This window comes from Streptomyces cupreus, from assembly GCF_014257025.1.
Lineage (GTDB): Bacteria > Actinomycetota > Actinomycetes > Streptomycetales > Streptomycetaceae > Streptomyces > Streptomyces cupreus.
In genome coordinates this window covers 1-3,072 of sequence record NZ_JACMSF010000147.1, presented here as the reverse complement: position 1 = coordinate 3,072, position 3,072 = coordinate 1, and the positions used below count along the sequence as shown (strand labels likewise).

The 3,072-nt window shown below is 61.6% G+C and carries 1 protein-coding gene; it reads left to right on the top strand.

Annotated elements, in window-relative coordinates; translation table 11 throughout:
* On the top strand, nucleotides 1-2,691 hold a 2,691-nt coding region (locus tag H4N64_RS43965), incomplete at its 5' end, for a polymorphic toxin-type HINT domain-containing protein (protein ID WP_260860451.1).
* Between the last annotated feature and the right edge of the window lie 381 nt (nucleotides 2,692-3,072).

Below are 3,072 nucleotides of genomic sequence, written 5' to 3'. Positions count from 1 at the left end.
GGCAAGACCGGCGACGTCTACGCCACCACCAACGCCGCCTACGACAAGCTCAACCGGGTGCTGAAGGAGCAATACACGGTCAGCACCAAGGAAGGAGCCCTCGCCGGCACCGGCGTGTACGTCATCAACAACAGCTACAACCTCGACGGCACCCTGCAAAAGCGCAGCATCCCCGCCATGGGCGGCCTTGCTGCCGAGACCCTCACCTACGGCTACACCTCCACCCGGCTCCCGGACACCCTCCAGGGACTGACCGGCATCGTCCAGAACACCGACTACCTCCCGGCCGGCGAGCACATCCGCACCACCCTGGGCGTCTCCTCCACCGCCGACTGGACAGATGTCAACTACGCCTACGAAGACGGCACCCAGCGTCTGTCCCGACAGACCGTCGTCTCCGAAACCCACACCGGCACCGACGCCGACATCAACTACCGCTACGACCAGGCCGGAAACCCGACCGAGATCGACGACCGTTCCACCAGCCCCGGCGACAAGCAGTGCTTCACATACGACGGACACCGCCGGCTGAAGGCCGCCTGGACCGCCGCCAGCGACTGCGCCACCGCTCCCACCACCAGCAGCGTCGGCGGCCGCGCACCGTACTGGCAGAGCTTCACCTACGACTCGGCCGGAAACCGCAAGACCGCCACCAACCACCTTGCATCCGGAGGACCGGCCACCACCGACTACACCTACAAGACCACCAGCCAACCCCGCCCGCACGCCCTGGACAACACGGTCACCAGCCTGGCTTCCGGCACCCAGATCAAAGACAGCTACACCTACTGGGAGAACGGCGCCACCAAGACCCGCAACCTCAACGGCACCATCCAGACCCTCGACTGGGATGTGGAAGGCGAACTGCAAAAGGTCACTGAAGCCAGCGGCGCCACCACCACCTTCCTCAACGACGGCGACGGCAACCGGCTCATCCGCAGAGATGCCACCGGTACCACTCTCTACCTGGCCGAGACCGAACTCCGCCTCGACAAAACCAGCGGCAACGTCACCGCCACCCGCTACTACACACATGCGGGCAAAAACGTGGCGATGCGCACTCCCACCAACCTGACCTGGCTGTCCGCCGATCACCACGGCACCGCCACTCTCCAGATCGACGCCACCACCCAGGCCCTCACCCGCCGCCCGACCAAGCCGTTCGGCGAGGACCGCGGCAGCAAGAAGCCAGCTGCCTGGCGCGGCGAGAAGGGCTTCGTCGGAGGCACCGAAGACCCCACCGGCCTCACTCACATCGGATCCCGCGAGTACGACACAGCAACTGGACGGTTCATCAGCGTCGACCCCATCGGCGACCTGAAAGACCCCCAGCAAATCAACGGATACGCCTACAGCAACAACAACCCCGTCACCTTCTCCGACCCGGACGGCAATTTCTTCGAATCCATCATCGCCGGCATCATCATCGCTCAAGTGGTCGGAACCGCGCTCGGAGGAGGCACTACTTCCTCCGGCCAGACGTCCAACGCGGGCACTGCAAATAGCGGCCCAAGCGCACTCGGTGGCGGGACGTGCATTCAACCCTCCGGGGGATACATATTCACCGTGGCGTGCAATGCCAATGACGGTGAGCCGGATAACCCCCAGGCACGCGGAGGCTGGAAAGAAGTCGTTGGGGCAATCGGCCACTGGTTCACAGATGCCGGTGAAGCCATGTCCAACGCCAGCCCATGGTGCTGGATCGAAGACTGCAGCGGTGCGACAGACGCATACGACGAATTCATCGACAGCAAGGGCGTCGACACTGATTCCTCGCTCTACCAGGACACCCTAACCAGACTCGACGTCTACAGCATGTTCAATGTCGGCGGAGCCGTCAGGACACTGAGCAAAAAGCTCCTCAGCAATCTCGCTAAGAAGAAGAACGACGTTCCACTCCCCAAGTGTCAATGTTTCCTTGCTGGCACGGCCGTCGTCATGGCGGACGGGACAACGAAAAACATCGAAGAAATCGAGCTCGGCGATAAGGTACTGGCCACCGACCCGGAGACGGGCAAGCAGGGCCCGCGCGAGGTAACCAGCACCATCGTCACAGAAGACGACAAGCTCTTCAACGAACTCTCGATCGCCACTGAAAGTGGAATCGAGACGCTCACGGCGACCCACGAACACCCGTTCTGGTCGCCCTCGGAGCTCGCGTGGATACCTGCAGCTGGCCTGCAGCCAGGGATGACGCTGCGAACCGACGATGATGCCACGGTCATCATCACCGCCAACAGGGCATTCACCAAGAAATCCCACACCACCTACAACCTCACTGTTGACGACCTGCACACGTACTATGTGCTGGCGGGGACCACGCCGGTCCTGGTTCACAATTGTGGACCAGGTGACGCTGACGACCTGGTTCACGTCTATCGGGCTGCGCAGAAGGGAAATGGGTCAGACGAACTCGCTAACGGGCTCAACCCGGCTAGGCACTCGGGCGGCAACGGTTACGCCTACGTCGGGACTGAGGACGTAGCGCAGAAGTATGCTGATTATGCGGTAGGTACGCATGAGGATTTCTACACCAAGTTCACATTCGGGCGTTCAGAGTTTGAAAAGCATTTCGGCACTGGGCTTCTGCATGAAGGCGGCCCCGGCTTGGAATGGGAGATCCCACATGCAAAGATTGACCTCTTCAACCGGCTGACGCTGAACAAGGAGAAGCTGTGGGCGCCGTGGTAGAAGGTCGAGATATCCATGATCTCCCACTTTCACAATGGGGGAAACTGGGCCCTGACCTGGTCGGGCGTGTAGTCGAGGTGCGGATCCTGTGTGTCCATGCCTTCGGTGTAGGTGTAGAACTGACTACTCAGGGAGCCTACGGTCACGTCAATCCTCCCCGCGTTACGGACGACCGTTTCACGGTCGAGGAAATGGCAAAGCATATCGGCGAAGTTAGGAGGGCCGCCGTGTTGGCGGCGGACCCGGGTCGGCAGCCCACTCTGACACTTCGCCCGTCTGAAATTCCGGCCGCCTGATATCTGCTCCAGCCTCCTCCTCTAGATAGAAAGAGGCTGGAGCATTTTCGAAGGCGGGATGCGGTGCCAGACCTTAGCAGAGCTC